Below are 26,486 nucleotides of genomic sequence, written 5' to 3' on the forward strand. Positions count from 1 at the left end.
CTCCAAAGCAGGTCCATTTCGCACCGTGCCGGCGTTCTGCCTACCGCGCGAGGCATCGAGTTGAACATACGTGCATGGATCATGTCACTGCCGCCGCGCCTCTACGCGTTTCACTCCACGTGCATGCGCATCCACGGCGAGCGGCGCGCACGCGTCCATCGCGCATCGTCCCTGCCCGACCTGCTGCGCCGTATCGGCCGACGTTTCTCGCCACAGGCCCGTCGCATGGATACCGTGCTGACCCTCGACGTCGATCCGGCCCTCGCCGCCGACCTGCGCGGTCCGTTCGGCCCGCTCGGCATCGTGCTGGCGCGGATCCTCGACCTTGCGCTGCATCGCGCGAGCGAAAAGAAGATCAGCATGCATGTCGACGTGGTCGGCGACGACACCAGCAGCCAGCTGGTGCATTTCACCGTCACCGTCTTCGGCGACGACGGTCCGTCGTCCGACGCGGCGATGCTGGCGGACGCCGCCCCCCTGCTCCATGCCCTCGGCGGCACCCTGCACGACGAAACCGACGAGCGTCGGCGGCGTCACCTCATCGTCGAGCTTGAATTCAGCCTGCCGCCCCGATCCATCGACATCGATGTCGCCGCGCTGCGCAAGACGCTCGGCGGCGACGAACCCCTGCAACACGTCGTCGATGCGCTCGAGGGCGCGCTCAAGCGGGACATCCACTCCCTCGACGCCCTGCTGGCCGAGAGCGGCGTGGCCGAACTCCAGGCCTGGCTCCATCGGGTATCCGGCGTGCTCGGCATGGCCGAGGCCACCGAACTGGCGCGCACCGGCCTCACGCTGGAACACGGGCTGGCCCATGGGCGCAGCGAATGGCTGGACAACGCCGTGCGCCGCTTCGGCCACGACGCGGGCCGCGTGCTCGACGTCCTTCGGGCGCATGTCGACACGCATCGGATATAGTGCACCGACGTGAACCAGCCCGCTTCCGCCCTCGCCATCGACCCGCTGCGCGCCTATATCGACGCGCACCCGCGCCTGTTCGTGATCACCGGCGCGGGCATCAGCACCGACTCGGGCATACCGGATTACCGGGACGGCAACGGCGAATGGAAGCGCAGCCCTCCAATGACGTTGCAGTCCTTCATGAGCGGGCCGCCGGCACGGGCCCGCTACTGGGCCCGCGGCATGATCGGCTGGCGGCACTTCGCCGGCGTGAATCCCAACGTCGCCCACCGGGCGCTCGCGGCACTGGAACGCGCCGGCCGCATCGAGTTGCTGCTCACCCAGAACGTCGACGGTCTCCATGAAAAGGCCGGCAGCCTCAACGTGGTGGATCTCCACGGTCGGCTCGACCGCGTGCGCTGCATGCAATGCGGCGACCTCTCCACCCGCGATGCGATGCAGGCCCGGCTCGAGGCATCCAACCCCGACTGGCTCAGCCTGCGGGCCACCATCGCGCCCGATGGCGACGCCGATCTCGACGGCGTGGATTTCTCCACGTTCCATATTCCCGAATGCCTGGTCTGCGGCGGCATCCTCAAGCCCGACGTGGTGTTCTTCGGCGAGAACGTGCCCCGCGCCCGCGTCGACACGGCCTGGGCGCACCTGGCGCGTGCCGACGCCATGCTCGTGGTGGGCTCGTCGCTCATGGTCTATTCCGGCTACCGCTTCGTGCTGGAGGCCTCACGCCGCGGCTTGCCCATCGCCTCGGTCAATCGGGGCGTCACCCGCGCCGATCCGCTGATCGGGCTCAAGATCGACCGGGGCGTCGCCGAGGCGCTCGCCCCTTACGCGGGCTGATCCTCCCGCTCAACGCCGCTCGCGGAAAAACCGCCGCAGCATGTCGCCCGCCGCCTCGGCCTGGAGGCCGCCGACCGTTTCCACGCGATGGTTGTGCTTCGGCGACACCAGGGTGTCGAACACGCTGCCGGCCGCGCCGGTCTTTGGGTCGGTGGCCCCATACACCACGCGGCCCACGCGGGCGTGGATCATCGCCATGGCGCACATCGTGCAAGGCTCGAGCGTCACGTAGAGCGTGGAACCGGGAAAGCGGTAATTGGACACCGCCTGCCCCGCCGCGCGGAGCGCCAGGATTTCGGCATGGGCCGTGGGATCGTTGAGGGTGATGTTGCGATTCCATCCCTCGCCGACCACCCGCCCATCCATCACCAGCACGGCGCCCACCGGTACTTCGCCCTCGGCGTCGCGCGCATACTCGGCCAGCGCCAGGGCCCGGGCCATGAACGCGTGATCGGCCTCGGAAAACACCTCGTGCATTACGCCCCCCGACGCCTGAAGCAGCCGTGCAGATGGTCGTCGACGATGCCTACCGCCTGCATCCACGCGTAGACGATGGTCGGCCCCACGAACTTGAAGCCGCGCTTTTTCATGTCCTTGGAGATCGTGACCGACAGCGGCGTCTGCGCCGGCACGTCGCGTCCGTTGCCACGGATGACCTTGCCCCCGGTGAACGACCAGCAATACCCGTCGAAGTCCTCGCCGGCGGCCGCCATCGCCTGGTAGATGCGCGCGCCCTGGATGGTGGCCTCGATCTTCGCGCGCGAACGCACGATGCCTGCATCGTCCAGCAGGCGAAGCACGTCGCTTTCGCCGAAGCGGGCCACCTTGACCGGATCGAAGCCCTTGAACGCCTTACGGAAGGCATCGCGCTTGCGCAGGATCGTGATCCACGACAGACCGGCCTGGAAGCCTTCGAGCATCAGTTGTTCCCAGAGCATCCGGGAGTCGTGCAAGGGCACGCCCCACTCGGTGTCGTGGTAGTGCCCGTAGAGGGGATCGCTGCCCGCCCAGGCGCAACGGGCGGGCTCGCGGGCCGTCGTGGACGGCGGTGCCGACGGTGTCATCGGGGCTCTCCGGAAAAGGAGCGCTCAGTGTACCCGTCGGCCACGCCGCGCGTTTACACGTAACGGTCGTCGTCGGTGCGCGTCCACTGCGGCGATGCGAGGGCACCGTCGTTCCGGAACAGCGATCGCAGGCCCGACGGCTGCGAACGAAGGTACTGCTTGGGCGCGAGCACGGATGCACCGAGTTTGGCGGCCGCATGCCAGGGCCAGCGCGGGTCGTAGAGAATGCCGCGGGCGAGCGCGATCATGTCGGCCTCGCCGTCGGCGACGATCTTCTCGGCCTGCTCGGGGTCGGTGATCAAACCGACGGCCACGACGGGAATGCCCACGGCGGCTTTTATCCGCTTCGCGAACGGCACCTGGTACCCCGGGCCCACCGCGATGTCCTGCTTCTCGTGCAGCCCCGCGGAGGAGACGTGCACCGCATCGCAACCGCGCGCTTCAAGCGCCTTCACGAAGGCGATGCTCTGCTCGGTGTCCCAGCCGCCCTCCACCCAGTCCTCGGCCGACAGGCGCATCGTCACGGCCTTGTCGGCGGGGAAGACGGCACGCACCGCATCGAACACTTCCAGCGGGAAGCGCATGCGATTCTCCAACGAACCGCCGTACTCGTCGGTGCGCTGGTTCGACAGCGGCGAAAGGAACTGGTGCAGGAGATAACCGTGCGCGCCGTGCAACTGCACGAAATCCAGGCCGAGTCGCGCGGCCCGCTTCGCCGCCTCGGCGAACGCGTCGCGGATGCGGATCATGCCTTCGCGATCCAGGGCCAGCGGCGGCACGTCGCCCTCGCTGAAGGGAATGGCCGACGGAGCCACCGTCTGCCAGCCGTTTGGGGTGCCGGGCGCGATCTGCTTGCCTCCCACCCACGGCACGTCGGTGGACGCCTTGCGCCCCGCGTGGCCGAGCTGGATGCCGACGGGCATGGTCGACCAGCGGCGCACGCTTTCCAGGGTCTGGCGCATCGCCTCTTCGGTCGCGTCGTCCCAGAGGCCGACGTCGGCGTAGGTGATGCGTCCTTCCGGCAACACGGCGGTGGCCTCGATGGTGAGCAGTGCCGCTCCCGAGAGCGCCAGCTGTCCCAGGTGGATCGTGTGCCAGTCGGTCATCCGGCCATCCTGCGCCGAGTACTGGCACATCGGCGCGATCACGATGCGGTTGGGCAATGCGAGGTTGCGTACCTCAAGCGGGCTGAAGAGTGCCGGCTGCGGCATGGGGAGCTCCGGGAAGAAAAAGGAATGCGTGAACTATGGGCACTTCCTCGCACCATGCAAGCCTTCTTGCACCCGATGGCGCGGCGCGTCCACTAATCCGCACGCAAGAACCCGCGAACGGCCGTTCACGGTAGGCAAGGCCCGCGCGCCCCGGTTAGGCTTGGTGGTCTTCCCCACGGCAATGGACCGGACTCCCATGACTTACATCGCGAATCCCGAGCGCTACGACGGCGGCATGCCCTACCGCCGGGTGGGCCGCAGCGGCCTGGTGCTTCCCGCCGTCTCGCTCGGCCTGTGGCAGAACTTCGGCGGCGTCGACCGGTTCGAGACCGGCCGCGCCATCCTGCGCCGTGCCTTCGATCGCGGCGTGACCCACTTCGACCTGGCCAACAACTACGGTCCCCCGTTCGGCTCGGCCGAGGAGAATTTCGGCCGCTGGATGGCCCAGGACTTCCGTCCCCACCGCGACGAGCTGGTGATTTCGACCAAGGCCGGTTGGGACATGTGGCCCGGTCCCTATGGCGGCCCCACCGGCACGCGCAAGCACATCATCGCCAGCTGCGAGCAGAGCCTGCGCCGCATGGGCCTGGATTTCGTCGACATCTTCTATTCCCACCGCGTCGATCCCGACACGCCGTTGGACGAGACGATGGGCGCGCTGATTCACCTGCACCGCCAGGGCAAGGCGATGTACGTCGGCGTCTCGTCGTATTCGCCGGAACTGACCCGCGAGGCGGCGAAGATCCTGGCCGCCGAGAACGTGCCGCTGTTCATCCACCAGCCCAATTACTCGATGCTCAACCGCGACATCGAGCGCGGCCTGCTCGACGTGCTGGGCGAGCTGGGCACCGGCTGCATCGCCTTCTCGCCGCTCGCCCAGGGCATGCTGACGTCGAAGTACCTCAACGGCGTTCCCGACGATGCGCGCGCCGTACGCGAAGGCTCGCTGAAGTCGGACATGCTCACCGAGCAGAACCTCAACCACATCCGCGCGCTCAACGAGATCGCCACGCGCCGCGGGCAGACGCTCGCGCAGATGGCCATCGCGTGGACATTGCGCGATCCGCGCGTCACGTCGTCGCTGATCGGTGCGCGCACGGTGGAGCAGCTGGACGATTCGCTGGATGCGGTGAAGCGGCTGGATTTCAGCGCCGCCGAGCTCGCGGAGATCGACCAGCATGCCCGGGACGGTGGCGTGGATCTGTGGGAGGTCTCGTCAGCGATCGGGCGGAAGTGAGTAAGAGCCGTGCGGCGTTATCGCCCGCCCTGAATCATCGCGCCGGGCTCCCCTGCTTTCGCAGGGGAGCCCGGCGCCAGGCATTCGGTTATCGCGAATCGGCGATGCGGCCCTGGTCGAAATCCGCCGCATCGTGCCGCTCCAGCAACGCCGGCTCCCCCGACGTGCGATTCACCATCCTTCCCCGCCGCACCGCCGGCCGCGCACCCACCTCATCCACCCAGCGCTTGAGGTGCGCGTACTCGTGCACGGAAAGGAAGCGCGCCGAGTCGCCGTAGATCCACCCGTTCACCAGCGCCCCGTACCAGGGCCACACGGCCATATCGGCGATCGTGTAGCCATCGCCCCCCAGGTACCGGCTCACGGCCAGGCGCTTGTCGAGCACGTCGAGCTGCCGCTTGGTTTCCATGGCGAAACGATCGATGGCGTATTCGATCTTCGTGGGCGCATACGCATAGAAATGCCCGAACCCGCCGCCGAGGTAAGGACCCGAGCCCACCTGCCAGAACAGCCACGACAGGCATTCGGCCCGCGCCGCGGGCTCGGTCGGCAGGAAGGCGCCGAACTTCTCGGCCAGGTACACGAGGATCGCTCCGGACTCGAACACGCGAATCGGCTCGGCGCCGCTCCGGTCCATCAGCGCGGGAATCTTCGAATTGGGATTCACCTCGACGAACCCGCTGCCGAACTGGTCGCCTTCGCCGATGCGGACGAGCCACGCGTCGTATTCCGCGCCTTCATGGCCGGCGGCGAGCAGTTCCTCGAGCATCACCGTCACCTTCACGCCGTTGGGCGTGCCCTGCGAATACAGCTGCAGCGGATGCCGGCCCACGGGCAATGCCTTTTCGTGGGTAGCGCCGGAGACGGGACGATTGATATTCGCGAAACGGCCGCCGTTGGCCTTGTCCCAGGTCCAGACTTCCGGCGGTACGTAGTTCGATGCGTCGCTCATGGATAGGATTCCGATCAGGTCATGCCCGGATCGTATCAAACGGTCGTGCACGCCGGCGGTCATCCCACGCGCATGGACAGCTCCACGTCTTCCGCGAAGGGGACGGACAGGTAACCGTTGGCGGGCGAGCGCACGTAGTCGAGGTATTCCGGGCTGTATTCGGCATTGTCCGCGATGACGAAAGCTCCCTTCTTCAGTGTGTGTTCCACGAGGGCGAGCACGTCGGGATACAGCGCCTTCGCGCCGTCGAGGAGCAGCAGGTCGACGCCATCGGGAAGGCCCGTGCGCAGTGTCTGCAACGCATCGCCTTCGCGGATGTCCACCAGGTCGATCAGGCCGCCGGCCGTGAGATGGTCGCGTGCACGAGCCACCTTCGACGGCTCGAACTCGCAGGTGATCAGCTGGCCACCGCCGTTTTCCCGAAGCGCCGAGGCCAGGTGAAGCGTAGAGATGCCGAACGACGTGCCGAACTCGACGATGGAGCGCGCGCCGCTTCCGCGCGCCAGCATGTAGAGCAGGCGACCGGTTTCACGCGACACGGGAAGCGGCAAATCTTTCAGTTGTCCGTAGAACTGGAGGTATTCGGTCTTGCTACGCATCAGGCGCTCGTGGTCCTGATCGGCCAGGCCGGCGAGCGCCTGGCTGCGCGCGGGAGAGGCCTCCTCGGCGTCCTCGAACAGGCGGTCCAGCAAGGGTGCGACGGGGGTGGAGGTAAGGATGCTCATGGTCTTTTTTCCTTCGGCTAAAAATGCGACGAATCCGTCAGAAAAGGATAGGATGCGTCCGTCGCATTTCCTATTCGCATTCCCGCCGTTGCCATGACCGACCGCCGCATTCCACAGATTTCCTCGCGAAAACAGCCCAAACAGGCTCGCTCCAACGACCTCGTCGCGGCGATCCTCGAGGCGGCCACTCAGGTTCTGGTGAAGGAAGGCGCGCCACGCTTCACGACCGCACGCGTCGCGGAGAAGGCCGGAGTGAGCGTCGGCTCGATCTACCAATACTTTCCGAACAAGGCGGCCATCCTGTTCCGCCTGCAGCGCGACGAATGGCAAAGCACGTCGCGGATGCTTTGCGACATCATCCGGGACGCGAGCACGCCCCCGATGCACCGCCTGCGCACGCTCGTGCATGCCTTCGTTCGCTCGGAGTGCGCGGAGGCGGAAATGCGCACCGCGCTCCAGGACGCCGCGCCGCTGTACCGCGACGCGCCGGAAGCCAAGCATGCACACGACGAGGGCTACGAAGCCTTCGGCGACTTCATGGGCGAGGTGCTGCCTCGCCTGCCGATCGAGACGCGCACCTTGGCGGGCGATCTCGTCATGAATACGTTGAGCGCCGTGGGCAAGGCGTTTTCGGACAGCCGCCGCACCGACGCGGAAATCACCGCCTACGCCGACGCCATGGCCGACATGGTGTGCGCGTATATCGACGGCCTTCGCCGAGCCGCGGAGGGATGACGCATCGTCTCGATGCGCAACACCCGCCTGCCGAGCTGATCAGCGCTTCGGCGATCCCAGCCGCCAGGTGCGCAGCACTTCATGGCGGGAAAGGCCGATGTAGCTCTTGACTAGCGCGAACTCCGTCGCGGCGAAGCGCACCGGTTCGATGGGCGTCCGCGGGAGGCGGTGACGGGGGTCGTAGCACAGGGTCATGTGAGGCTCGTAAGCCCGCGAAGGAGAGAAGCCCCGGTCCGCCATCGCCATGGCCAAATCCGTGCGCAGCGCTCGAACATCGTCCAGTCCTTCCCCGCCGAGCAGCACGCAAGGACCGCTCGGCGCGGAAAACGTCATGATGGCGTCGAACCGGGCTTCGATGGCGGGCATGCGGATCGTATCGGCCGCACGACAGGCCGACTCCACCGTGGCGTCGTCGACGTCGTGGCCGACCAGTTCAAGGGTGATGTGCAGCCGATCGGGGGCGATCCTTTTACCCGACACGCCGGTTTCTCCAAGCAGGGCCTTGGCAATGGCATCGATGCGCAAGGCATCTTCGACGGTAGGCCGCAAGGCGAAAAACCATGTGTGGGTAGGTTGCGCAGCGGACTTGTCCGGCCGCTGCGTACTCGGGACACGGGGGGACGGATCGCCGAAGAGGCCTTGCTGACTCATCTGAATCGCTCGAACGGAAGGGCGTTACTTTACCGCGATACCCTTCAAAGCCACGCCGTCGTACCGTCGGCTTCATGACGTGGCCCGTGCACGGGTGCATGATGGCCAATGAATCCGTGACGTCAGGAGAGTTCCGCATGGCCGAGCTGATCCTCACCACCCTCGACTGGGTGCCCGACATGCCTCGCGGCTACGTGCGCGACATACGCGTGCGCTGGGCGCTCGAAGAAGCCGGGTTTTCCTATCGCGTGGAGGGCACGCCGCTGGAGGTCAAGACACCGGAGCACTATATCCACCAGCCCTTCGGCCAGGTGCCATGGCTGCAGGATGGCGACGTGACGCTCTTCGAAAGCGGCGCGATCCTCGATTATCTCGGGAGCAAGAGCGAAGCCCTGCTTCCCTCCGATCCGAAGGAGCGCGATCAGGCCAAAGTGTGGATGTACGCCGCCCTCAATTCGGTCGAGGCGGCCAGCCTGCCGTGGGCCTTCTTCAAGTTCATGAAAGACGACTCTCCAGGCCCGGGGCGCCAGTGGCTGGACGACTTCGTCGCCATCCGTCTCCACAACCTGGAACGCGTGCTCACGCAGCGCGAATGGCTCGTGGACTCCTTTTCGGTAGCCGACATCCTGATGGCCGACGTGTTGCGGTTGATCGACCGGTTCGGTGGCCTCGAGAACTATCCGGCGTGTGCCGGATATCTCGCTCGAGCGACGGCCCGTCCCGCTTTCGCGAAGGCGTTCGACGACCAGATCGCGTTCTTCGCCGCCGCCGACGAAAGGCGCGGCAAGGCGGGTTAGTCGACTGGAGCCGCCATGCGTCGCACCGACCGCCGGTGCGGCGGATACCCGCAGTCCGCCATCGAGCCCGGCATCAGGCCACGCCGAGCTTCCCGCGCTCTCCGTCATGCGGCGTGGATCCCGCCGGCAGGAACTCGGCCAGGTCCTCGTACTCGAAATACGGCCGGATCTCGATCTTGCTCGGTCCCGGCATCGGATTGGGACAACGTTTCGCCCAGGCCACCGCCTCGTCCATGTCCTTGACGTTCCAGATCCAGAAACCGGCGACCAGCTCGCGGGTCTCGGCGAACGGTCCATCGATCACCGTGCGACTGGCACCGTCGAAGGCGACGCGCTTGCCGTTGACGCTGGGTTTGAGGCCCGCAGCCGCCACCATGACGCCGGCCTCGACCAGCTCGTCGTTGTAACGGTCCATCGCCTCGAACATCTCGGGGGCGGGGGGCGCGCCGGCTTCGCTTTCCGGGGTAGCCAATACGAACACCATGACTCTCATCGTCTGTCTCCTGTGGGCGGGCCGATTCGGCCTTTCATGAGGACGTCGAACGAGTCTGTCGGAAATCGACATGGCTGAGGGAAAAAACCGAGGCCCACGCCCAGAGACACGTGAACAAATACTGTACTTATTGGTTTACTTTTTCGCGCGCCTGCCCTAGGCTCGAAGGTGTTGTTGTCACCATTGCCGGGAATTTCAAGCGTGACCACCCTGACGGCCCAAGCCCCGAACTACGTCGATTCGCCGCAGTACCGCGACGGTCGCTTCCATAATCCCGTTCCGCGCCCTTCCATGGGTTGGTGGAAGGGGTTCAAGCTCACGCTCTCCTTCTTCTTCGCCAAACCGAAGGGTACGGTTCCCGATCGCCCCATCCCCGTGCGCCCGCTCACGCGCGCGCAATTGGACGCGGCACCCGATCGCAGCCTCTATCGGCTCGGGCATTCGACCGTGCTGGTGAAGTTGCGCGGGCAGTTCTGGCTCACCGATCCGGTGTTCTCGGAGCGGGCGTCGCCGGTCCAATGGGCGGGTCCGGCACGTTTCCACGCGGCGCCGATCGCCCTCGACGAGTTGCCCCCGCTGGCCGGTGTCATCCTTTCGCATAACCATTACGATCACCTCGATCGCGACGCGGTCATTCGCCTGGCCATCAAGACCGACCGTTTCATCGCTCCGTTGGGCGTCGGCGACCAGCTCGTCGCATGGGGTATCGATCCCGATAAGGTGGAACAACGCGACTGGTGGCAATCGCTCGACTTCGAGGGGCTTCGGCTCACCGCTACGCCGGCCCAGCATTTCTCGGGCCGCGGGCTGAACGACGGCGATAGCAGCCTCTGGGCTTCGTGGGTCATACAGGACGGCGACTTCCGCCTGTTCTTCAGCGGCGACTCGGGGTACTTCGACGGTTTCAAGGCCATCGGCAAGGCGTTCGGTCCGTTCGATGTCACGCTCATGGAAACCGGGGCATACGACCCGCGCTGGGCGTTCGTGCACATGCAGCCGGAAGAAACCCTGCAGGCCCATCTCGACTTGCGCGGACGTTGGTTGCTGCCGATCCACAACGGTACGTTCGACCTGGCCATGCACGTGTGGCAGGAGCCGTTCGAGCGCATCGCCTCGCTGGCGGCCCAGCAAGGTGTTTCCCTTGCGACACCCGAAATGGGTGAGTGGCTGGATTTGAATGCTCCCCATGCGGGATCCGCCTGGTGGCGCTAGTCCCGCGTTATCCGTTCGTCGAAACCTTCAACGCCTCCGTCAACGCCAAGGCGTTGGGCACGGCCGCACCGCGAGCGGTATTGTCGAAGATGCACCAGACGTCGACACCCGCGTTCCGGGCGTCGAGCGCCCGAGTGGCCAGGGTTTCGATGAACCCCTCGTCGTAGGCCGAGTAGTAGATCTCCGGCGATCCGTGCAGTCGCACGTAAAGCGTTTTCGGATCGCCGGCCGGCTCGGCGCCGGCGATCGGCGGGGGATCCGCCAAGACGGCGGCGATGCGCGCCTTCGTCAGGGTTTCCGTAGCCTCTTCGGTGAACCAGGTCGCGTGCCGCGGCTCGCATACGACGCGTAAAGCCGTCAGGCGCCGCAAGGAGGCGAAGAACGTTTCCGCCGACGCTTTGTCGAACGTCAGACTGGGCGGCAACTGCAGCAGCAGGCAGCCCAGTTTGTCGCCCAGCGCTCCGGCTTCTTCCATGAAGCGTTCGAGTGCGTCGTCCGCGTCGCGCAACCTGAGCTCGTGCGAGATCGTCTTCGGCATCTTCACCGCGAACCGGAACGCGTCGGGCACGCTGGCGGCCCAGCGCGCGTACGTCTTCGGCTGGTGCGGGCGATAGAACGAGGTGTTGATTTCCACCGCATCGAACACCCGGGCGTACCGTTCGAGGTGACTGCCCTGCCCTTCGAACAGGGCAGCCACCTTCGACGACAGGCTCCAACCGGCACAGCCGATGCGTATGGGCCGCAGCTTTTTTTCTTCGATCCTGGTCACGGCGATGACTGTGAACCGACGTGGTCGAAGCCTTCGTGAAAAGCCTTTTCGCGTCAGCTGCCGTAGTCCATGCGTTCCAGGTCCGATAGCAGGGTCGGCCCGTTCGGGGTCCACCCAAGCCGCCGACGCGTCAGGGCGCTGGAAGCGGGCATGTCCACGCCGGCGAAAATGCCCATCCAACCGAAGTGGTCCCGCGCCTCTTCCTCCGACAGGGAAACCACGGGCAGACCGAGGCCGGCACCCACCACGCGCGCGATGTCACGTATCTCCACGCCCTCTTCCGCCACCGCATGATGACGCGCGCCCGGCTCCGCTTTTTCCAGGGCCAGGCGATAGAGGCGAGCGACATCGTCGACCGGCGCTGCCGGCCAGCGGTTGCGGCCCTCGCCGATATAGCCGACGCGCCCCTTCTGCCTCGACAGTTCGATGAAGGGCGTGATCAGGCCCTGCCTCACGGTGTCGTGCACCTGCGGCAGGCGAACCACCGACACGTTCACCCCGTCGTCCAGCAACGCCTGCCCGGCGATTTCCGTGAGTCTGCGCGGGTTGGGATGATCGGGATTGAACACATCTTCCGTCGCGGGCTGACCGGGCGCGGCCTGGCCCATGCCGGTGCCCGAAGTGATCAACAACGGACGTTGCGACCCTTTCAGAACGGCCCCGAGCGATTCGATGACCCGCCGGTCTTTCTCGCAGTTGGCGACGAAGTTCGAGAAATCGTGATCGAAGGCCGCATGAAGCACGGCGTCGGCATCCTCGGCACCGGCCTGGATCGACGGCAGGTCTTCGAGCGTCGCCCGGTGAGGCTCCGCTCCCGCCGCGTGCAACGACGCGGCCCCGTCTTCGGAACGGGTCATGCCGATCACCTCGTGGCCGGCCGCCAACAGCTCCGGAACGACGCGCGAACCGATGAAGCCGGTCGCGCCAGTAACGAAAATACGCATGTGGACACTCTCCCATTGAGCTGATGGACGAGTGTCGTGCGCCATGCCAACCTATTAAAGTAGTGACATTATCCTGGTATCGAAACCAACAGGCTTCGCCATGCCCGCCTCGGCCATCCACTCACTGGGTACGTTTCTTCGCGATCGCCGCACACGGCTCGATCCGGCGACGTTCGGTTTCGCGGCGGGCCGGCGGCGCACTCCCGGCCTTCGCCGCGAGGAAGTGGCCCAGCGCGCGAACATCAGTCCCACCTGGTACACATGGCTCGAGCAGGGCCGCGGCGGCGCACCGTCCATCGAGGTGCTGGACCGGCTTGCCGCCGGCCTCATGCTGACCGAACCCGAACGCGAACACATGTTCATGCTGGCGCTAGGGCATCCGCCGGAGCCCCGTTACGTACCGCCGCAAGGCATCACGCCCCGTCTCCAGCGCGTACTGGATGCATTTCCCGTCAGCCCCGGCATCATTCGCACGGCGACCTGGGACGTGGTGGCATGGAACGCCGCCGCCGCGGCCCTGCTGACCGACTACGGCAAGCTTCCACGCGAACAGAGGAACATCCTCCGCCTGATGTTCTCCAGCGAACGCGTGCGGTCCGCGCAGGAAGACTGGATGAGCGTCGCGCGCTTCGTCGTCGCCACCTTCCGCGCGGACGCCGCGCGTGCGGGTGCGAGTGGCGAGATCTCGCAACTGGTCGACGAGCTGTGCCGCACCAGCGAGGTCTTCGCCCGACTCTGGCAGAGCAGCGACGTCACCGGCCATGGCGATGGCCTTAAACGGCTAAGACATCCCGAACTGGGCCTCATCGAACTGGAGTTTTCCACCTTCGCGGTGGAGGGTCGGCCCGATCTCACGATGATGGTGTACAACCCGACGTCGGAGGCCCTTGCCACCGACATCGCCGCGCTGATCGACCAGACGCGCCGAGCCACGGCAGCCTGATTCCCCGACGTCCGCCGAGGGCCGCGGGAAGACCGTCGGCATGCCGCATGGCCACTAATACAGTTTAACTGTACAGTTGAACTGTACTTATGTCAGGATCGGCAGCATGGTCAAGTCGTCACTCCCACCCAAGGCGCCACCGGCCGCCGCCCTCGCCGGCGAATTACGCATTTCGCTGGGAAAACTGGTGCGACGCTTGCGCGAGCAAGCCCATCCGGGCGACTTCACGTCCGCCCAGAAGTCGGTGCTGCTTCGATTGGACCGTGACGGGCCCGCCACGGTGTCCGCCCTGGCCCGTGCGGAGAGTGTCCGCCCGCAGTCCATGCGTATCACCGTGGCCGGACTGGAAGCGATGAAGGCCGTCAGCGGCAAACCCGATCCCGTCGACGGTCGGCAAACCCTCGTCGACCTCACGCCGGGTTTTCGCAAGACCCTCAAGGAAAGCCGGGCCGCCAAGGAAGACTGGCTGGTCCATGCCCTTCAGGCCCGACTGACGCCCCAGGAACAGGGCGAACTCGCCGCGGCGGTGAAGCTGCTGCAGCGCCTCGCCGACTTCTGATGTCCCCGAGTCAGGAAACAACATGCCCCTCACCGCGCTCGACCCGAACACCGCCCTTATCGTCGTCGACCTGCAAAAAGGCATCGTCGACCTTCCCTTCATGCATCCCATCGACGGGGTCGTGGCTCGCTCGCGTGCGTTGATCAACGCGTTTCGCGAACGCGGCCTGCCGGTCGTCCTCGTCAACGTCGCCGGCGTCGCGCCGGGCCGTACCGAGCGGCCGCGTCACAGCGGATCGTTCCCGGCCGGATGGACGGACTTCATTCCCGAACTCGATCGGCAGCCCGGGGATATCGTCGTGACGAAGCGAACCTGGGGCGCGTTCGCCAACACCGACCTCGAGAGCCGGCTGAAAGCACTGGGCGTCACCCAGGTGGTCATCGCCGGCGTCGCTACCGGGACGGGTGTCGAGGCAACCGCGCGTCAGGCGTACGAGCACGGCTTCCATGTCACCCTGGCCCTCGACGCGATGACGGACGCACGTCCCGAAGCGCATGACTACAGCGTCGGGACCGTCTTTCCGAAACTGGGGGAAACGGGCACGACTCAAGGCGTCATCGATCTGCTGGCGAGAGCGAGTACCTGACCATGGCATGGCTTCATCTCGTCTGCTACGTCTTCGGCGGCGCCTTTCTCACGAACGCCGTGCCGCACTTCGTCGCCGGCGTCATGGGCGAACCGTTTCAGAGTCCGTTCGCGAAACCGCCGGGGCAAGGGCTATCCTCATCGACGGTGAACGTGCTTTGGGGATTTCTCAATCTGGTCATCGGCTACGTGCTCGTCTGTCGCATCGGTGACTTCGACTTGAAGCACACGAGCGATGCGATCTCGCTCGGGGTGGGGATGCTGGCCATAGGGTTGCTTTCTGCACGCCTGTTCGGCCGCTTCCACGGCGGCGACAGACCGGAGGATCCGTGAGCGTAGCGACGACGGGGATCTTCCGCTCGCTCAGGAACGTCAACTATCGGATCTGGGCGGCCGGGGCGCTGGTCTCCAATGTCGGCACATGGATGCAACGCACGGCCCAGGATTGGCTGGTGCTTACCCAGCTCACCCATCGCGATGCGTCGGCCGTGGGCGTGGTCATGGCACTCCAGTTCGGGCCACAGCTCCTGCTGCTGCCCTGGACCGGCTTCGCCGCCGACCATTACAACCAGCGCAAGCTCCTGATGGCGACCCAGGCGACGATGGGGATTCTTGCCCTGGCGCTGGGCGTGCTGACCGTCACGGGCGCGGTCCAGCTCTGGCAGGTCGACGTATTCGCTTTTCTATCCGGCTGCGCCTCGGCCTTCGATGCGCCCGTACGCCAGACCTTCGTGACGGAACTGGTCGGCGACGCGGATCTGCCGAACGCGGTCGCGCTCAACTCGACCTCGTTCAACGCGGCACGAATGATCGGGCCGGCGGTGGCCGGTCTGCTCATCGCTTCGGTGGGAACCGGCTGGGCCTTCGTCCTCGACGGAATCAGCTTCGTCGCGGTACTGGCCTCCCTATTCCTGCTGCGCACGTCGAGCCTGCACGCGAACGCGCGGGCACACCGCACCAGAGGCAGTTTGACCGAGGGATTTCGTTACGTGTGGTCCCGACCGGACCTGAGAGCGATCCTGGTCATGCTGTTCCTGATAGGCACGTTCGGGCTGAATTTTTCGATCTTCATCTCGACCATGGCCGTGAGCGTCTTCCACACGGATGCACGCGGTTACGGCCTCCTGTCGTCGATCATGGCCGTCGGTACCGTCGCGGGAGCACTGCTCGCCGCCGGTGGCGATCGCCCGCGATTCAGGTCATTGCGGGTCGGAGCGGCGATGTTCGGACTCGGCTGCGCCCTGGCCGCGATGGCCCCGAACTATGCGCTGTTCGGCGGTGCGCTGGTCATCATCGGCGTCGCCGCCATCACCTTTACCAACGCCACCAACAGCCTGATGCAGCTCACCACCGAGGCCGCCATGCGTGGACGGGTCATGGCGCTGCGCGTGGCCGTCGCCCTCGGCGGCACGCCGATCGGCGCACCGATCGTGGGTTGGGTAGCGAACCATCCGGGTCCACGCTGGGCACTCGGCGTCGGCGCGGCATCGGGCATCGCCGCGGCCATCGTAGCCGTCCGCGTGCCTCGGACACGAGAATTCGGTGTGGTGGCGGGCCTGCCGTCAGCTGACGATCTACCCGAGCCGTAGCGCGTTTTCGATCGCGGCGGGGTCAGCCCTCAGCATTCCGCACCAGTGCCACGGCATCGGCACCCGCCGGATAATGAAGCCTGTCGGAGGTGTCGTTGGCGGCATCCCAGACGCCTTGGGCGACGTCGACCGCGGTCGTCACCGCGGAGATCTGCCCGAATCCCGTGAACACCTCATGGGCGAACGACTCGTAGGGCTTCGTGATCAGGCCCTCCATGCGCCGCTGACCGTTGGCGGTGAAACGCGTGGAAGGTCCGTAGCCGGGCTCGACCAGTTTGACCCGCACGCCCACCGCCTTGAGTTCGTGCGACAGCGATGCCGTGAAGCCTTCGATGGCGGTCTTGCTGGCGGTGTAGGCAGCTACCAGGGGAAACGGGGCCAGCGTCGCGCTGGAGGTAACGTTGATGATGATGCCGTCCGCACGTTCGCGAAATCGCGGGATCACCGCTTGGCACATCGCCATGACACCGAACGTGTTGGTCTCGAAGATCTCCCGCACCGTGGACATCGGGGTGGCTTCGAATGCACCGAAGAGGCCGATGCCGGCATTGTTCACCAGTACGTCGATGGAGCCGGCGGTCGCCAGGGCCCGGTCGATGCTCTCGGGCCGGGTGACATCCAGCGGCAGGATGCGCAGGTGATCCGAAGCCGGAAGCAGGTCGAATCGGGGGCGCCGCATCGTTGCGACGACCTTCCAGCCGTTCGCGAGGAAGTAGCGCGCGGTTTCCAGGCCATAGCCGGACGAGCAGCCCGTGATCAGCACAGTCTTCATTCGTACTCCGAGGTGATTGACTCGAAACGAACGATAGAAAAGACCATTCGGATCTTCGATACTGAATAGTCCGTTTTACTTTAGTGATCATCCGAAATGAGTGATCCCCTTTCCGACATCGTCCGGCTACTGCGCCCGCAGGCGGTGTTCGCCAATCCGATTAGCGGCAAGGGCAACTGGGCGGTCCGCTACGCCGAATTCGGCAAGCCCAGCTTCTGCATCATGCTTGAGGGCCGCTGTCGGCTGGCGGTGGATGGTCACGAACCGACGATGCTCCATGCCGGCGATTTCGTGCTGCTTCCCACGACACCTGGCTTCACGATATCCAGCGTCGTCCCCGCGCCGCCGGTCTACATGGACCCCAACGACGTGCCGGAGGGGCCGGAATTGCGCTATGGCGAGCAAGCAGGCCAGCCCGACATGCGTTCATTGGGCGGTTCGTTTCTGTTCGACTGCGCCGATCCGGGCTTGCTGGTGTCGCTGCTGCCTGAAGTGGTGCACGTGCAAGGCTCGATGCGGTTGTCGCAGCTGGTGCAGATGGTGGGCGAGGAGACCGTGGATGCGCAGCCAGGCAACGAGTTCATGCGCTCCCGACTGGCCGACATGCTGCTCGTCGTGGCCATGCGTTCAACCACCTCGGGAAGCGCTCCGCCAGGTCTCCTCCGTGGGTTGGGCGATGAGCGACTAGCCGGCGCGTTGAAGCAGATGCACGCGCATATCGACCGGCATTGGTCGATCGCCCAACTTGCCAGGATCGCTGCGCTATCGCGGTCCAGCTTCTTCGAACGATTCACGCGAACGGTCGGGGTCGCGCCGATGGAGTACCTGCTCGCGTGGCGGATGGAAGTCGCGAAGGAGCTCCTGCGTCGTGGTGAATCGTCCGTCTCGGAGATTGCCGAACGCGTCGGCTACGGCTCGACCAGTGCGTTCAGCGCGGCATTCTCCAGGCATGTAGGACAGCCACCCAGCCGTCACGCGCGAGCAGTGTAAGTGCGCCGTCGGCTGTCGCGGCGATGGGTTACAGCGTGGGCACGGTGCCGCCGTCGATCCGATACTCGGACCCGGCGAGCGACGCGGATCGCGGGGACGCCAGGAAAGCGATCAGATCGGCCACCTCGCGCAGTGCGGCGGGCCGGCCCACGGGGATGCCTCCCAGCCAGTCCATGATGATGTTCTTGCCGCCTTCGTAATCCGTGCCGGCCTGGGCAGCCATCCGCTCCGCAAAGGCCACCGACGCCTCCGTCTCTATCCAGCCCGGCGCCACGCTCAGCACGCGGACGCCCTTCGGCGTCACCTCTTTCGAAAGCGACTTGCTGTACGTCGTGAGGGCACCCTTGGCGGCGGCGTAGGCGGTCGTGGACTCGGGCAGAGGCAACACGCGCTGGATGGAACTGACGTGGATGATCACCCCCGAGCCTTGAGTCAGCATCGACGGCAGCAGCGCACGATCCAGGCGTACGGCAGGCATCAGGTTCAGGTTCAACTCCGCGAACCAGTGTTCGTCGCTGATCGCGGCGAAACCGCCGACGGGCGTCTTCGAGCCGCCAAGCACGTTGATCAGGATGTCGACCCCGCCCCACTCCTGCAGCACCGTCTGGGCGAGATGACTCGTCCCTTCTGCCGTCGACAGGTCGGCAGCGACGTAGGTAACGCCTTCGACCGTCTGCGTCGGCACGCTACGCGCGGATGTCATGACCCGGGCGCCCGCCTCCACGAGGGTTTCCACGACGGCGGCGCCTAGGCCCAGCGTGCCGCCGGTCACCACCGTACGCAGCCCTTTCAGGTGAAGATCGAAGCTCATGCGGTGACCTCCAGGTGGGCGATCAGGTCGCGCTCCAGGCGAAAGCGGTAGGTCAAAACGACTGGACTGTTGGGGAAATGACCCGCGACGTCGGCACGGACGACCTGGACGTCGCCCTCCTGCTCGATGGAGAACGGAACACTCGTCGCGTTGTATTTGGCCGATGCCTCGGCCATGAAGGCCTTGATGGCATCGATGCCCGCCAACCTGTGACCGACGTCATTCATGACGGCATCCGCGGTGAAGCAATGCGCCAGCGCATCGGGGGCGTGCTCGGCCGCGAAGTAAGCGGCGATGGGCTCAGGCAGGGTCAAGGCGTTCAAGTCGGCGGCTCCGTGGGGCGTGAAGGCCTCAGGATGCGCGCCAGGGCGAATTTATAGAATCACTTATAATCTGGATAAGCTATGTAGAGGGGAATACATAATGCGCGGGTCCGACTTCGCCGAGCTGAAGGCCTTCGTGGCTGTCGTGGAGCGTGAGAGCTTCGCGCGGGCTGCGGAGCACCTGGGCCTGTCCCCTTCGGCACTCAGCCAGACCATCCGTCAGCTCGAAGCCCGCATCGGCGCACGCCTTCTGAATCGCACGACGCGAAGCGTCGCGCCATCGGCAAGCGGCGAACGGCTCTACCGGCGCATCGCCCCTTTGTTCCGGGAGATGGATGTCGCCGTCGCCGAGGCCAGCGAGGCGACCGGACAAATGCGTGGCACGCTTCGCATCAACACGCTGGGCATCGCCGCGAGAACCATCATCGCGCCCCGGCTTTCCCGCTTCCATCAAGCACACCCTGACGTGGTTCTCGACATCGTGGTCGACGACACGCTTGCCGACATCGTCACCGGCCGCTTCGATGCGGGCATCCGCGTGGGTGGACGGCTCGAGAAAGACATGGTCGCCGTCCGCCTCACGCCGGACCTCGACATGGTGGCCGTGGCATCCCCGGACTACCTCGCGCGTCGAGGCACACCCATGTCACCTGCCGACCTGCATGACCATACATGCATCAACTGGCGGCTTCAGTCGGACGGCAGGCACTATCGATGGGAGTTCGAAAAGCGAGGGAAACGGATCGACGTGGCGGTGGAGGGCCCGGTCGTTACCAATCATGCCGACATCGGCATCGCCGCCGCGGTGAACGGGCTGGGCATCGCCTATCACTTCGAACGGGATGGCGTGGGAGAGCTTCTGGCCGAGGGACGGCTGGTCCAGGTCCTCGCGGACTGGTCGATTTCGCGCCCGGGACTGTTTCTCTACTATCCGAACAGGCAGCACCGTCCCGCCCTGCTCGGTGCGTTCATCGACTGCCTATTGGATCGAAAGCCTTCTTGATCGGTCCTGGCCGTTCGGCGACCAGCCCCACTCCCCTTCAGCCTTCCAAGCCCGGCCTAGCGCCGGGCTTTTCGCTTCCGGAGCCAGGATCAGCGCGTCGATGCCGGATAGATCGCGATCGAGCTGAACGCACGAGCGTCATGCGCGGGGACCGCCGTGATCTGAGGGTAACGCGCGGTGGCGGCGCGGATCCGCGCGATGGCCATGCGTATGTCGGAGCGGTCTTCGCCGATCAGGAACCTCATCATCCAAGGCTTCTCCGCCGGCCGCGCCAGCCCTTCCATTTGCCAGACCAGATCACCGACAAAAGCGTAGCGCTTCCCCGAGGGCAAGTTGACGAAAACGATGACCGAGTCGGGCGTATGGCCCGGTGCCGGCACGATCACGACGGAGCCGTCGCCATACACGTCATGGCTGCCTGGGAAACCGAGATAGGACCCGCCATCGAAACGATAGGGCCGGTAGACGACATGACGGAAGCTGTTGAGCACCTCGGTGCCCTCGCCATGCGATCCGATGAAGCGCTGGCCGGCAGCGTTTACCAGCACGGGTACGCCGTGGAGATCGTCCACGCCACTGATGTGGTCCCAGTGAGCATGGGTCGGCAAGATGGCCGTCAGCGTGCCGGCGCGCGCCTCCCCCAACTGATCGATGATGGGCGTGCCAAGGCGATGAGGTGACTGCTGAAGCGAGGGGAGCAGTCGCAATTGCTGTTCGACATGCCGACCGAACCCGGTGTCGATCAGCAGGTCGCCCTTGGGATGCCGGACGAGGACGCCCGTCGCGGCGAAGGCGCGCTTCTCGGTCCACGAACCACCTCTGAAGGCTAGCGCCGCAGGGGTTTCATAGGTGCCTGTCGGCATCGCGCTGATCGACATGTCGGCCGGCGGCGCAGCCGGCGGCAGTCCCCCGACATCGATTGGCGGCACATCGAGCCGGATCGGAGCGAAGGTCCAGGCGAACCAGAGCAGTGCCACCAGGAGCCCTATCGCGAGCCCGATCAGCGCGTTCTTGATGGGGCGGCGACGCATCCGCAGCAAGAACGGGTTTTCGTTTCCGATAGCACGAGCCATTGATCTGCCTTATGCGTAACGATAGTATCGATTATCGCGATAACGATAATGACAAATATCGTTAGGAGTCAACAAGGCATGAAAGATTGGTCCCCCGATCATCCGAGGGCGAAAGTGATGGCGCGCAAGCGCGCGGCGATCGTGGCGGCGGCGGAGCAGGCGTTCGTGCGGGACGGCTATGCCGGTACCGGCATGGAGAGCATCGCCCGCGAAGCCGGCGTTTCGATCATGACGCTATACCGTCATGCCCGAACCAAAGACGATCTTTTCGCCGCGGTGATCGAAAGCGCTTGCCATCCGGCAGACATGGAAGAGTCGGCCAAGATCGACGATGCCATGAAGAAGCCGCTCGCGGACATTCTTCTCTTCATCGGCGTGATGTTCCAGGAGCGCGTCCGCGGTCCGAAGACGACCCATCTCCTGCGCGTGGTCATGACCGAATTGCGTCGATTTCCGCACCTTGGCGAGTTGGCGTACAACGGCCTGATCAACGCGCACGTCGAAAGGCTGGACGCCTTTCTCTCGGCTCGGGACGAGACATCCGGCATGCCGGAGGAGCGGCGGCGCAAGATCGGCCATGACTTCTTCGAACGCTTGATCGGTCTGGACGCTTATCGAGTTCTCCTTGGCCTGTCGCCGCCATCGGCACACGACATCCGCAAGCGGGCAGAACGGGCTGCGCAGGAACTTCTTGCGGAGTTGCAGGGGGATCGCACCGCTCCCCGTCCGCGGGAATCGTGAGAGCCCTTGGAAGACACCGGCGTCGCTTTAGATCGTGCGTGCCACGATGGGATCATGCACGTACTTCAACCACTCTCCCAGCATGGAGATATCTCCGTGCACCCGCATGGCGCCGGATTGCATGAAGCGATCGGTGGTGGCGGCGTATGCGGGATCGGCGCTGAACAACAGGTTCAACGATTTCGCGGCCGCCGTCGTGATCTCGATAGTGATGTCGCCCCGCTCATCGGCCCGGGCACCTGCCCGGAACGAGGGAACGCCATCGACAATCTCGAAACGGAGACCCTGAACCAAGCCTTCTGAAAGCGTCACGCCATCCATGTAGCGCTCGACCAGCGAGACATTCGTATCAGGGGCGACACCGCCTCGCAGGGCGGCCTCGCACATCAGGTTTCCCACCATCTCGAACCATGCCGTGGTTCCATGGCGGAGCTTCTCGCACGCTGTCATCGTATGGCTCCCACGGGGTGACACCGCGCCAGACGCGGCGGCCGACTCACGCCACGGTGAGGACGATCTTGCCCTGGATATGCCCTTGGCCCGCGCGCGCATGTGCCTTACTCGCATCGGCCAGCGGGTACGTGCTGTCGATCACCACCCGCAGGGTCCCGTCATTCAACAAAGGGGCTAATTCCAGGAGCTGGGCGCCACTGGAGCGGACCTGCGTTGCCGAGACGGCCACGCCCCGCGACGCGGCCTCCTCGGCGCCTGCAAAACCCAGGGGGTAAATCGGAAACAGCGCTCCCCCGCGTTTCAGGGTCCGCAGGAAGCGTGCCGCGGCCGCGCCGCCGACATTATCGACAACCAGATCGAGATCCCGCACCGTTTCTTCCGGGGCATGCTTCGTATAGTCGATGAATTCATCGACGCCGAGATCGCGGAGAAGCGCTTCATGCTTTCCGGACGCCACGGCGATGACGCGCGCGCCCTTCGATTTCGCGACCTGAACCGCGAAGTGACCAACACCGCCCGCGGCTCCATTGACGAGAACCGTCCTGCCTTCGAGCGGTACCGGGCGATGCCGATCCGGCTGAAGCGGATTTGGCTCGTCGTGGCCCAACTCGACCAGAAACTGCCAGGCCGTGAGCAGCGACATCGGCGCGCCCGCGGCATGGTCGTGATCGATGCCGGCCGGCTTCAGCGCAAGTTCCGATGCCGGAACGCTGACATATTCGGCGTAGGCCTTGCTGCCCGTGAGGTCGCCAGGAAAGCCGACCATCGAGTAGACCTCGTCGCCGACGCGGAAGCGCTCGACATCGTCCGCGACCGCCTCGACGACTCCGGAGATATCGGTGCCGAGGATCAGCGGAAACGAGACCTGCGGCCGCCATTCTGGCGGCAGAGCGCTGTAGCCGTCGCGTAGATACCAGTCGGGAGGATTGATGCCGATCGCGTGGACGCGAACGAGCACTTCGCCGTGCTTCGGTCGTGGCTTGGGCGCCTCTTCGTAGACCAGGACGTCGGGGCCGCCGAAAGCGTGCTGGCGGATAGCTTTCATCGTGTCGCTCATTCCGATATCCAAAATCCGGTTCGCATCGTGGTTGATCGGGAATGTAGAGGCTTACGTCCGAGTTGATAATGGAGGCGGAAGTTGATTCACTAATGTCATGAAAGAACAAATGGCCCTCGAACGGCTGACCGGCCTCATCGCTTTTGCGCGCGCCGGCTCGCTGGGAAGCTACACGGCGGCCGCGCGCTCCCTCTCGATCTCTCCATCGGCGGTGAGCAGGAGCGTCCAGCGGCTCGAGCAACACCTGCGCGTCTCGCTCTTTACGCGGACGACACGTGCGTTGACGCTCACGCCGGAAGGCCGGGATCTGCACGAACGCGCGCTCAGGCTGTTGCGCGATGCGGAGGACATCGAGCAGGCGGCGAAGAGGGCGCGTGCCGAGCCCGCGGGGACCTTGCGGGTCGCGGCGTCCTTACCGATCGGCGTGCACCTGATCGCGCCGGCGTTGCCCGCCTTTCGCGAGCGCTACCCTGAGGTCACCGTCGACCTGCGATTGAGCGATCAGTTGGTCGATATCGTGGAGCAACGCATCGACGTCGCCATTCGCATCGGTGATCTGCCGGACTCGGGATTGCTGTCGCGCAAGTTGGCGCCTCTCCGGTTGGGCGCCTATGCGTCGCCCAGCTATTTGGCCAGGCGGGGCGTGCCTTCCCACCCTGACGATCTGCAGGGGCACGACACGGTGACCCTGCGCTATCAGAGCACGGGCCAGTCTTTCCGATGGCCGTTTCGGATCGGGGGGCGCGAAATCGACATGGTGCCCCCGTCCGGGCTGGTCGCCGACGTGAGCGACGCCGTGATGGCCATGCTCGTGGCAGGCGGAGGCATCGGGATCGCCGCGAGCTTCGTCGCCGCGCCCCATGTCGCACGAGGCGAACTGGTTCCGATCCTGACCGAGTTCGCCGTCGAACGAAACAACATCACCGTACTCTGGCCCGAAAGCCGTCGCACCAATCCGGCCGTGCGTGCCTTCCTCGCGCGATTGCAGGAGATCTTTTAGGGCGCATGCATGCCGCGACACGCACCGCCGCGGCCGGCGTTCACGCTGCCGTCTGAAGCCGGGTTTTCGCGGCTTTCATGTCACGTGCCGGCGGCAAGCCGAACATCCGCCCGTATTCGCGAGTGAATTGCGGCACGCTCTCGTAGCCCACCGCGTATGCCGCATGGCTGATCGTCTGGCCTTCCGAAAGCATGAGCCGCCGTGCCTCGATGAGCCGGAGTTGCTTCTGGAACTGCAAGGGCGACAGCGAGATCACGGCACGGAAATGCTCGTGGAACGATGACGGGCTCATTCCGGCAACGGCCGCCAACTGTTCCACCCTGAGCGGTTTGGCCAGGTTGTCGCGGATGAGCGCGACGGCCCGGCCGACACGCTGGGCATGGCTTTCCGGTACGCCCAGGCTCCGGATGGCGCCGCCGTGGCGCCCGGACAATAGCCAGAAATGCAGTTCACGGATGAGTTGCTTCTGCAGGATCGGTACGGACGCCGGCCGATCGAGAAGACGGAGAAGGCGCAAGGCGGCGTCGGCTACTTCGGCCTCGGTGGGATCGACGCGAACCGGAGCGCCCGCGAGGAAAGGAGCCGGCGCCATTTCCATCACCAGGCTCTCGATCACCGCGACATCGAGATCGAGCACCAGCGAGAGATAAGGTGCCGAGGCGGTCGCTTGGGTGATCTGGCTGACGGTCGGTACATCCGCCGTGATCAGGAGCGACTCTCCCGCGCCAAAGTCGAACGTGTCGCTTCCCATCGCCACGCGCTTGGCACCCTGCAATACCAGAGCGACGAGTGGCTTCGATACCGCGTACTGCAGGGCGCTGGGAGACATCTGCCGGACGATCGCCATGCCCGAGAGTGGCGTGACGGCGATACCGGCGGCGTCGGCATGCGCCTCCGCATAACGGCGGGCTGTCTCGAGCAAGGTGCGGGTCATGAGCGGAGCGTAATTCCGGCGGACCCGAGTGGCAACGCTGTCAGAGGAATAGGCATACACGCCGAAGGTATAGGCAAGCCAGGAGCCCACGATTGCAGCCTTGTACGTCAATGGCAGGGCAAAACAGCCATTCGCCAAGCGACCAAAGACGAAGGCGTTTAGACCCCCTAACGTGGCATTACGGATCGCGATTCGTAGGAATAGGCAAGCATGACCGAGGAACCGGCAACACCGCCGAACATCGCTCGCCCATAGTGAGCACACCTCATCACCAACCACTATGGAGCCTTCGATGAACACCATTTCGATCGTTACCGGCGCCAATCGCGGCCTTGGCCGAAACACCGCGCTCAGCATCGCCCGTCATGGCGGCGACGTGATCTTTACCTTTCGCAACGGCACGGACCAGGCCCGGGAGGTCGTTGCCCAGATCGAGGCGCTGGGCCGCAAGGCGGCAGCCATCCAGCTCGACGTCTCGAACATCCCGGCCTTCGCCGGTTTCTCGGACAAGGTCCGCGAGACACTGAAGTCGTGGGGCCGCGACACGTTCGACCACCTGGTCAACAACGCGGGCCACGGCGAGATGGCCGGGATCGCCGAGACCACCGAGGCGCAGTTCGACCAACTGTTCAACGTGCACGTAAAGGGCGTGTTCTTCCTGACCCAGACGCTGGTCCCGCTGATGGCCAACGGCGGCCGCATCGTGAACTTCTCGTCGGGCCTGACCCGCGTGTCCTACCCGGGCTTTTCGGCCTATTCGGCGGCCAAGGGCGCCGTGGAAATCCTCACGCTCTACATGGCGAAGGAATTCGGCAGCCGCGGCATCACCGCCAACACGATCGCCCCAGGCGCTATCGAAACCGACTTCCTGGGCGGCGCCGTTCGCGATACGCCTGCCTATAACGAGGCATTCGCCGCGATGATCGCGCTAGGTCGCGTCGGCCTGCCGGAGGACATCGGCCCGGCGGTCGCCAGCCTGCTCGGCCCGGATAACCGCTGGGTCACCGCGCAGCGCATCGAGGTGTCGGGCGGTCAGAACATCTGAGCCATGACAAGCCGACCCGGGCAGGTCCCTCCGGCTGCCCGGGTCGCTATGGAGACCGCT

At 65.3% G+C, this 26,486-nt stretch carries 32 protein-coding genes; 16 read left to right on the forward strand and 16 right to left on the reverse strand.

Annotated elements, in window-relative coordinates:
- Positions 1 to 81 precede the first annotated feature (81 nt).
- Together L2Y94_RS11750 and L2Y94_RS11755 are read left to right on the forward strand one after the other, a co-directional pair.
- Entirely contained in the window at positions 82 to 918 is an 837-nt protein-coding gene (locus L2Y94_RS11750) for a hypothetical protein (RefSeq protein WP_247366619.1), read from the forward strand.
- Positions 919 to 927: 9 nt separating this feature from the next.
- On the forward strand, positions 928 to 1,758 hold the full coding sequence (locus L2Y94_RS11755) for an NAD-dependent protein deacetylase (protein WP_247366620.1): 831 nt from the start codon (positions 928 to 930) through the stop codon (positions 1,756 to 1,758).
- Positions 1,759 to 1,767: 9 nt separating this feature from the next.
- Here L2Y94_RS11755 and tadA read toward each other — a convergent pair whose 3' ends face one another.
- The 3 genes from tadA to L2Y94_RS11770 are packed head-to-tail and all read right to left on the reverse strand — an operon-like array spanning position 1,768 to position 4,033.
- Positions 1,768 to 2,235 carry a tRNA adenosine(34) deaminase TadA gene (gene tadA, locus L2Y94_RS11760; RefSeq protein WP_247366621.1) on the reverse strand — a complete coding sequence of 156 codons (468 nt, stop codon included), beginning with the start codon at positions 2,233 to 2,235 and terminating at the stop codon, positions 1,768 to 1,770.
- On the reverse strand, positions 2,235 to 2,822 hold the full coding sequence (locus L2Y94_RS11765) for a DNA-3-methyladenine glycosylase I (RefSeq protein ID WP_247366622.1): 588 nt from the start codon (positions 2,820 to 2,822) through the stop codon (positions 2,235 to 2,237). The genes tadA and L2Y94_RS11765 overlap by 1 nt, the downstream gene beginning before the upstream one ends.
- A 53-nt stretch (positions 2,823 to 2,875) precedes the next feature.
- Positions 2,876 to 4,033, reverse strand: a complete 1,158-nt coding sequence (locus L2Y94_RS11770) for an NADH:flavin oxidoreductase/NADH oxidase (RefSeq protein ID WP_247366623.1) — start codon at positions 4,031 to 4,033, stop codon at positions 2,876 to 2,878.
- Positions 4,034 to 4,229: 196 nt separating this feature from the next.
- Here L2Y94_RS11770 and mgrA point away from each other — a divergent pair, with 196 nt between their 5' ends.
- Positions 4,230 to 5,270 carry an L-glyceraldehyde 3-phosphate reductase gene (gene mgrA / locus L2Y94_RS11775; protein WP_247366624.1) on the forward strand — a complete coding sequence of 347 codons (1,041 nt, stop codon included), beginning with the start codon at positions 4,230 to 4,232 and terminating at the stop codon, positions 5,268 to 5,270.
- A gap of 88 nt (positions 5,271 to 5,358) precedes the next feature.
- Here mgrA and yghU read toward each other — a convergent pair whose 3' ends face one another.
- Together yghU and L2Y94_RS11785 are read right to left on the reverse strand one after the other, a co-directional pair.
- Positions 5,359 to 6,222, reverse strand: coding sequence for a glutathione-dependent disulfide-bond oxidoreductase (yghU, locus tag L2Y94_RS11780; RefSeq protein ID WP_247366625.1), 864 nt, complete (start codon positions 6,220 to 6,222; stop codon positions 5,359 to 5,361).
- Between the two features lie 59 nt (positions 6,223 to 6,281).
- Entirely contained in the window at positions 6,282 to 6,947 is a 666-nt protein-coding gene (locus L2Y94_RS11785; protein WP_247366626.1) for an O-methyltransferase, read from the reverse strand.
- Between the two features lie 93 nt (positions 6,948 to 7,040).
- Here L2Y94_RS11785 and L2Y94_RS11790 point away from each other — a divergent pair, with 93 nt between their 5' ends.
- Positions 7,041 to 7,682, forward strand: a complete 642-nt coding sequence (locus L2Y94_RS11790; RefSeq protein ID WP_247366627.1) for a TetR/AcrR family transcriptional regulator — start codon at positions 7,041 to 7,043, stop codon at positions 7,680 to 7,682.
- A 39-nt stretch (positions 7,683 to 7,721) separates the two neighbouring features.
- Here the strand turns inward: L2Y94_RS11790 and L2Y94_RS11795 are convergent, their stop codons facing one another.
- Complete coding sequence (locus tag L2Y94_RS11795; RefSeq protein WP_247366628.1) at positions 7,722 to 8,207, reverse strand: 2'-5' RNA ligase family protein; 486 nt, start codon at positions 8,205 to 8,207, stop codon at positions 7,722 to 7,724.
- Between the two features lie 263 nt (positions 8,208 to 8,470).
- Here L2Y94_RS11795 and L2Y94_RS11800 point away from each other — a divergent pair, with 263 nt between their 5' ends.
- Positions 8,471 to 9,130, forward strand: coding sequence for a glutathione S-transferase family protein (locus L2Y94_RS11800; RefSeq protein WP_247366629.1), 660 nt, complete (start codon positions 8,471 to 8,473; stop codon positions 9,128 to 9,130).
- A 73-nt stretch (positions 9,131 to 9,203) separates the two neighbouring features.
- On the opposite strand, the gene L2Y94_RS11805 is transcribed toward L2Y94_RS11800, so the two are convergent.
- The gene (locus tag L2Y94_RS11805; protein ID WP_345779991.1) at positions 9,204 to 9,614 is read right to left on the reverse strand and encodes a YciI family protein; all 411 of its coding nucleotides are present in this window, start codon (positions 9,612 to 9,614) and stop codon (positions 9,204 to 9,206) included.
- Between the two features lie 219 nt (positions 9,615 to 9,833).
- Between L2Y94_RS11805 and L2Y94_RS11810 the strand changes: the two genes are divergently transcribed.
- A complete protein-coding gene (locus L2Y94_RS11810) occupies positions 9,834 to 10,835 on the forward strand; it encodes an MBL fold metallo-hydrolase (protein ID WP_247375222.1) in 1,002 nt (333 codons plus the stop codon).
- 7 nt (positions 10,836 to 10,842) lie between these two features.
- Here L2Y94_RS11810 and L2Y94_RS11815 read toward each other — a convergent pair whose 3' ends face one another.
- Together L2Y94_RS11815 and L2Y94_RS11820 are read right to left on the reverse strand one after the other, a co-directional pair.
- Positions 10,843 to 11,604 carry a DUF72 domain-containing protein gene (locus tag L2Y94_RS11815; protein WP_247366631.1) on the reverse strand — a complete coding sequence of 254 codons (762 nt, stop codon included), beginning with the start codon at positions 11,602 to 11,604 and terminating at the stop codon, positions 10,843 to 10,845.
- Positions 11,605 to 11,657: 53 nt separating this feature from the next.
- Positions 11,658 to 12,548, reverse strand: a complete 891-nt coding sequence (locus L2Y94_RS11820) for an SDR family oxidoreductase (RefSeq protein ID WP_247366632.1) — start codon at positions 12,546 to 12,548, stop codon at positions 11,658 to 11,660.
- Between the two features lie 100 nt (positions 12,549 to 12,648).
- On the opposite strand from L2Y94_RS11820, the gene L2Y94_RS11825 reads away from it, so the two are divergent.
- The 5 genes from L2Y94_RS11825 to L2Y94_RS11845 all read left to right on the forward strand — a co-directional run bounded on the left by L2Y94_RS11825 (position 12,649) and on the right by L2Y94_RS11845 (position 16,224).
- Positions 12,649 to 13,491 (forward strand): helix-turn-helix transcriptional regulator, encoded by an 843-nt coding sequence (locus L2Y94_RS11825; protein WP_247366633.1) that lies wholly within the window; start codon positions 12,649 to 12,651, stop codon positions 13,489 to 13,491.
- A gap of 106 nt (positions 13,492 to 13,597) precedes the next feature.
- Positions 13,598 to 14,050, forward strand: coding sequence for a MarR family winged helix-turn-helix transcriptional regulator (locus L2Y94_RS11830; protein WP_247366634.1), 453 nt, complete (start codon positions 13,598 to 13,600; stop codon positions 14,048 to 14,050).
- 22 nt (positions 14,051 to 14,072) lie between these two features.
- Positions 14,073 to 14,636, forward strand: coding sequence for an isochorismatase family protein (locus L2Y94_RS11835; RefSeq protein WP_247366635.1), 564 nt, complete (start codon positions 14,073 to 14,075; stop codon positions 14,634 to 14,636).
- A 2-nt stretch (positions 14,637 to 14,638) separates the two neighbouring features.
- Positions 14,639 to 14,968, forward strand: a complete 330-nt coding sequence (locus L2Y94_RS11840) for a hypothetical protein (RefSeq protein WP_247366636.1) — start codon at positions 14,639 to 14,641, stop codon at positions 14,966 to 14,968.
- Entirely contained in the window at positions 14,965 to 16,224 is a 1,260-nt protein-coding gene (locus tag L2Y94_RS11845) for an MFS transporter (protein WP_247366637.1), read from the forward strand. The genes L2Y94_RS11840 and L2Y94_RS11845 overlap by 4 nt, the downstream gene beginning before the upstream one ends.
- Before the next feature lie 22 nt (positions 16,225 to 16,246).
- Here the strand turns inward: L2Y94_RS11845 and L2Y94_RS11850 are convergent, their stop codons facing one another.
- On the reverse strand, positions 16,247 to 16,996 hold the full coding sequence (locus L2Y94_RS11850; RefSeq protein WP_247366638.1) for an SDR family oxidoreductase: 750 nt from the start codon (positions 16,994 to 16,996) through the stop codon (positions 16,247 to 16,249).
- Positions 16,997 to 17,092: 96 nt separating this feature from the next.
- Here L2Y94_RS11850 and L2Y94_RS11855 point away from each other — a divergent pair, with 96 nt between their 5' ends.
- Positions 17,093 to 17,986: an AraC family transcriptional regulator gene (locus L2Y94_RS11855; protein ID WP_247366639.1), complete on the forward strand. Its 894-nt coding sequence runs from the start codon at positions 17,093 to 17,095 to the stop codon at positions 17,984 to 17,986.
- Positions 17,987 to 18,014: 28 nt separating this feature from the next.
- Here L2Y94_RS11855 and L2Y94_RS11860 read toward each other — a convergent pair whose 3' ends face one another.
- Positions 18,015 to 18,797 (reverse strand): SDR family oxidoreductase, encoded by a 783-nt coding sequence (locus L2Y94_RS11860; protein ID WP_247366640.1) that lies wholly within the window; start codon positions 18,795 to 18,797, stop codon positions 18,015 to 18,017.
- A complete protein-coding gene (locus L2Y94_RS11865; protein ID WP_247366641.1) occupies positions 18,794 to 19,120 on the reverse strand; it encodes a nuclear transport factor 2 family protein in 327 nt (108 codons plus the stop codon). Before L2Y94_RS11865 ends, L2Y94_RS11860 begins: the two co-directional genes overlap by 4 nt.
- Between L2Y94_RS11865 and L2Y94_RS11870 the strand changes: the two genes are divergently transcribed.
- The gene (locus L2Y94_RS11870) at positions 19,092 to 20,123 is read left to right on the forward strand and encodes a LysR family transcriptional regulator (RefSeq protein ID WP_247366642.1); all 1,032 of its coding nucleotides are present in this window, start codon (positions 19,092 to 19,094) and stop codon (positions 20,121 to 20,123) included. The two genes, L2Y94_RS11865 and L2Y94_RS11870, sit on opposite strands and share 29 nt — an antisense overlap.
- 89 nt (positions 20,124 to 20,212) lie before the next feature.
- Here L2Y94_RS11870 and L2Y94_RS11875 read toward each other — a convergent pair whose 3' ends face one another.
- Positions 20,213 to 21,196, reverse strand: a complete 984-nt coding sequence (locus L2Y94_RS11875; RefSeq protein WP_247366643.1) for an MBL fold metallo-hydrolase — start codon at positions 21,194 to 21,196, stop codon at positions 20,213 to 20,215.
- A gap of 78 nt (positions 21,197 to 21,274) precedes the next feature.
- Between L2Y94_RS11875 and L2Y94_RS11880 the strand changes: the two genes are divergently transcribed.
- Positions 21,275 to 21,937, forward strand: coding sequence for a TetR/AcrR family transcriptional regulator (locus tag L2Y94_RS11880; RefSeq protein ID WP_247366644.1), 663 nt, complete (start codon positions 21,275 to 21,277; stop codon positions 21,935 to 21,937).
- A gap of 27 nt (positions 21,938 to 21,964) precedes the next feature.
- On the opposite strand, the gene L2Y94_RS11885 is transcribed toward L2Y94_RS11880, so the two are convergent.
- Together L2Y94_RS11885 and L2Y94_RS11890 are read right to left on the reverse strand one after the other, a co-directional pair.
- Positions 21,965 to 22,387, reverse strand: a complete 423-nt coding sequence (locus L2Y94_RS11885; protein WP_247366645.1) for a hypothetical protein — start codon at positions 22,385 to 22,387, stop codon at positions 21,965 to 21,967.
- A 46-nt stretch (positions 22,388 to 22,433) separates the two neighbouring features.
- A complete protein-coding gene (locus L2Y94_RS11890) occupies positions 22,434 to 23,447 on the reverse strand; it encodes an NADP-dependent oxidoreductase (RefSeq protein ID WP_247366646.1) in 1,014 nt (337 codons plus the stop codon).
- A gap of 109 nt (positions 23,448 to 23,556) precedes the next feature.
- Between L2Y94_RS11890 and L2Y94_RS11895 the strand changes: the two genes are divergently transcribed.
- Positions 23,557 to 24,447 carry a LysR family transcriptional regulator gene (locus tag L2Y94_RS11895; protein WP_247366647.1) on the forward strand — a complete coding sequence of 297 codons (891 nt, stop codon included), beginning with the start codon at positions 23,557 to 23,559 and terminating at the stop codon, positions 24,445 to 24,447.
- A 40-nt stretch (positions 24,448 to 24,487) separates the two neighbouring features.
- Here the strand turns inward: L2Y94_RS11895 and L2Y94_RS11900 are convergent, their stop codons facing one another.
- Positions 24,488 to 25,684, reverse strand: a complete 1,197-nt coding sequence (locus tag L2Y94_RS11900; protein ID WP_247366648.1) for an AraC family transcriptional regulator — start codon at positions 25,682 to 25,684, stop codon at positions 24,488 to 24,490.
- Between L2Y94_RS11900 and L2Y94_RS11905 the strand changes: the two genes are divergently transcribed.
- Positions 25,674 to 26,426 carry an SDR family NAD(P)-dependent oxidoreductase gene (locus tag L2Y94_RS11905; protein WP_425602401.1) on the forward strand — a complete coding sequence of 251 codons (753 nt, stop codon included), beginning with the start codon at positions 25,674 to 25,676 and terminating at the stop codon, positions 26,424 to 26,426. The genes L2Y94_RS11900 and L2Y94_RS11905 overlap by 11 nt on opposite strands.
- Positions 26,427 to 26,486: the final 60 nt, after the last annotated feature.

Origin of the sequence: Luteibacter aegosomatis (assembly GCF_023078455.1) — a bacterium.
GTDB lineage: Bacteria > Pseudomonadota > Gammaproteobacteria > Xanthomonadales > Rhodanobacteraceae > Luteibacter > Luteibacter aegosomatis.